The following is a 441-nucleotide window of genomic DNA, read 5'->3' on the forward strand; positions in this document are numbered from 1 at the left end:
GACTACAGGGGTATCTAATCCTGTTCGCTCCCCCAGCTTTCGCGCCTCAGCGTCGGTCTCGGCCCAGAGGGCCGCCTTCGCCACCGGTGTTCCACCCGATATCTGCGCATTCCACCGCTACACCGGGTGTTCCACCCTCCCCTACCGGACCCAAGCCGCGGAGGTTCCGAGGGCTTCGGGGGGTTGAGCCCCCCGCTTCGACCCCCGGCCTGCCGGGCCGCCTACGCGCGCTTTACGCCCAATGAATCCGGATAACGCTCGCCCCCTACGTATTACCGCGGCTGCTGGCACGTAGTTAGCCGGGGCTTCTTCTGCAGGTACAGTCTTGACTCTTCCCTGCTGAAAGCGGTTTACGACCCGAAGGCCTCCGTCCCGCACGCGGCGTCGCTGCGTCAGGGTTCCCCCCATTGCGCAAGATTCCCCACTGCTGCCCCCCGTAGG

General features: G+C 66.0%; 1 rRNA gene. It reads right to left on the bottom strand.

The features are described from left to right. Positions 1-441 (bottom strand): 16S ribosomal RNA (locus tag DCS98_RS22665); the annotation flags it as partial.

Source organism: Blastococcus litoris (assembly GCF_003075095.1).
Taxonomy (GTDB): domain Bacteria; phylum Actinomycetota; class Actinomycetes; order Mycobacteriales; family Geodermatophilaceae; genus Blastococcus_B; species Blastococcus_B litoris.